Annotated in this window: 2 protein-coding genes and 1 pseudogene; 2 read left to right on the forward strand and 1 reads right to left on the reverse strand. The window is 38.3% G+C overall.

Annotated features, from left to right (window positions below; all coding sequences use genetic code 11):
• A pseudogene (locus B9T16_RS27015) lies at positions 1-2,010 on the reverse strand (hypothetical protein); the annotation flags it as partial.
• A gap of 66 nt (positions 2,011-2,076) precedes the next feature.
• Here B9T16_RS27015 and B9T16_RS27020 point away from each other — a divergent pair.
• Together B9T16_RS27020 and B9T16_RS27025 are read left to right on the forward strand one after the other, a co-directional pair.
• Complete coding sequence (locus B9T16_RS27020; RefSeq protein ID WP_410246211.1) at positions 2,077-2,871, forward strand: hypothetical protein; 795 nt, start codon at positions 2,077-2,079, stop codon at positions 2,869-2,871.
• Positions 2,872-2,897: 26 nt separating this feature from the next.
• Positions 2,898-3,245 (forward strand): hypothetical protein, encoded by a 348-nt coding sequence (locus B9T16_RS27025; RefSeq protein ID WP_410246212.1) that lies wholly within the window; start codon positions 2,898-2,900, stop codon positions 3,243-3,245.
• Positions 3,246-3,458: the final 213 nt, after the last annotated feature.

Below are 3,458 nucleotides of genomic sequence, written 5' to 3' on the forward strand. Positions count from 1 at the left end.
CATTGAATCATATAACCTAGTTAAATCGGCTAATATGTCTTTTGACGGGTCATTACCATTAACTTGTAAAGTACCTTGCGCTCTAACTATTGAGAATATTTCCTTTATTTGATTTAAGGCTGTCTGTAGTGTTTCTTTTGCGTTCTTTTGATTAGTGATTTTAACTTTACTTTCGTTAGGTTCTAGTAGTTCCTCAAAATTATCAGCTTCTGGAGTAAACGCTGTTTTTAGTTTCTCGTATTTTTCCTCGGTTTCAAATCCTAAATAATCTAATATTTCCGAGACTTCCCTACCAGCTTTAAAGGCTGCCGCGTGCGCCAAACCTGCTTCATGTAAACAGGTTAAAACAGCGTTTTGGGTCACTTGGTGACTAATAGCTATCTCCATTACCATCCCGAATATTTCCGCTATCGCCTCAGCTAAGTTAGGTAATTTGATTTCCGCGTGTTCCTGTTCTTTGGTCATCAAATTTACGTCATCAATCTCTACTTTAACCTCAAATTCACCCCATCTTTCATCATCGATGTCAAATCTGTACATTAACCATTCTGGCAATGTATTTATTCGTTTAATTCTGTTCTCTGGATTATCAGCATTAACCGTTATTTTTTCAGGCATTTCAGCCGGGAATGATTCAGGGTCTAGGAACTCGTAAATCCTTCTAATCATCCCGCAGCATTCTTCATTCATATCTGGTATTGTCACCTCTCTAATATCAGTATCTAAATTAATATCAGGCTCTAACCATGTCGGTTCTTCTGCATACCAGCAATAATTAGTTTTGCCGGGAAACGGTGTTACGTCGCATACTATAACGGGAGCAACAATATAAGTTACATGGCTTAGGATCCACTCTTGCCCCTCGCATTCATTTTTATATATAGTTGTTCTCGATGAGGAATTAATCGCGTCTATAAAAGCCTCTACTCCTACATACAAATTGGAGCCTGGATTTTCATATATTATAGTTCTGTTACTACTAATAGAACTAWAAGCGACACCAGCACAATTATCCCATGACGTATTAACTCCATATCTATTAATTCCTTGAAGGCGTGGACGTGGCTCTCGCCAAATATCTATCACGCAGCCGGGCGTAATATACCACAATCCTCCAGTATTTAAATCATGGTTTGTTTCGTTTAATATTTCACCATTAAGCATTGTTTGTGAAACCATGCCAAACCTGTGTAAATATCCACCTTTAGAGCGCTCTGTGTATCGACTCCCCGTTATCCGAGAGTTTCCTATTCCCCTTGTATATGTGTTGCTTTCCCCTTTAACGTGAACCGTGCAACCTCCTATCCACCCCGCAAGTCCTAGCGTACTCCAGTAATCTATATAATAGTGTGTGTTCCAGGCTTCAGCTACGTCCATCCATTGCACGAACCATCGACTTCCGGCTACCATATCATCCCTATTAGGAAGTTTAGGAGGTTTAGGAACTCTTAGGATTTTACTGCATTCTCTTAAGCTACCGTCGGTGTTTTTGCTAACAATAGGCACTCGATGATAATTATAATTATTATCATTAGGTGGCATTGGTGGATGACATTCAAAATTATCGCTTCTCCTCCCCTTGTCATCGTCTATTTCATCACCGCTTCTAGGACCGCCAAAACCTCTACCAGCACCACCCTTTCCCCTAGGTTTTTTTCCTCCCTTTGGTTCATCTCTTTTTGGGGGTTCCTCATCTACTCGTCGTGCCTCGTCTTCTCTTTTCCACCTACCATGGTCTTCAGGGTTAATTCCACGCGGCACTCTGGTGATTGGGTCCCAAGGATTTACTAATCCGGGAACACCTCCTTTATCTCTTTCCCTTGCATACGGTAAACCCCTACCAAAATCCATTGCTGAGGATGTTTGGTCGCCTAAATCTCCTGCTAAACCTGAACTTACACCACCTGACCTACCAATCCCGCCTGACCTACCAATATTCCTGGGTGTGCTTGACCTAATAGTATCTTTAATTTTTATAGCGTCTCTAATTTTTAGAGTGTCTCTAACCATTTAAATAATCGCATTAAAGTAGTAATATTATATTAACAAATAATTTATTAATAGGTGGTTAAAATCATGAGAGGTGTTAAAAATATCACGGCTAATATAAACGCTGCTAACTGGAGTAACGCCATAGAGTTATTTAACGGGACTATTTTAGAATCATTAATAACAGAAAGATATAAATATGATATCGGTATTTACAGCTATATATCATCGTTAAACGCTAGGTGTTATATCCCTAATATTGCACAATCACAAATCCCCAAAATTTACCCGGAAGATAGCTATTAYCAACGGTGGSAAAAAAAACAGGAAGTGTTGCAGGGAGCGGTAGATTTACAAATATTTTATGGGAATATGGCAACAGAAAACGGGTTAAATTTAGGGATTGTCAAATTRCCATATTATGGAGGCATTCACACCGAAAACCTGTTAATTGAATTAATCACTAATCAAAACGAAGGTTTAGCAATTGATAGCAACTCAATAGTTAAAGCTAGGTGTTTAACTCAGTTACATAACAATGATTCTATTAATATTTTTGGCATGGCTGAATATCAACTCGATACAGTTCCTAAAACCCCTACATTGACACAACCCGAAAATTTTGGGGTTACAATAGGCAATACCCCCACATTAGTTAGACCCTCAAATATTAATCGGTATAGGTTGCACTTACAAAACGTAGGTTCTGTAGGGGTATGGTTTTGTCACGGTGATATCAGTAACTGTGTACCTTATCAATGCCTATATTTACCTCCTAACGCTGGGTGGGATGATGAACTAAAATCAACAGCTTCTATCTATGCTATAACTGAGGATAGCGTAACCAATATTGTTGGATTAGAACAAACAATAAATTGGTAAATTGTACTTTGATTTAGGGGTTTATTATGAGTTTCTCAGTTTAYAGTTCTGTTGTCAATTTAGACACTCTAAACATTAGCAGTAAAATACAGGGAACACCGACAACTACAGCGATAAGTTTGACTGCTAACACTATCACGGAAGTTGTGCCTATCAATGCTACCAGTAACGGTAGAACGGTGTTTGTAAAGAATCGGTCAAATACCAATGTACATCTAATATTTGACCCTACAGGTGATAGCGTGTCAGACGCTGCATTTTCGGTTAAGCCAGGTGATACCATATCAATAACGTGGGGTAGAACTAAGTTACAGGCGATAGCAGAATCTAGCGCTAATATCAGCGTTACAATTATCGAATATATCGATATGTAATCATCAAATAAATGGCTAGTATTAAGTTATTAGCCATTTAATTAAGTAATCAATATAGAGGCAGTTATGACTAATTTCAACATTTACTCTAGTAAGTTTGGGCAATCAACCGATGACTTGCCAGAAGGTGAAGTTAATCTGTATTTAACTAATGAACGGATACAAGCAGTTATTGACTCAAATACGTATAACGTTGAACCTCGCATCTCTATA

The organism is Arthrospira sp. PCC 8006 (assembly GCF_046480465.1).
GTDB classification, from domain to species: Bacteria; Cyanobacteriota; Cyanobacteriia; order Cyanobacteriales; family Microcoleaceae; genus Limnospira; species Limnospira platensis.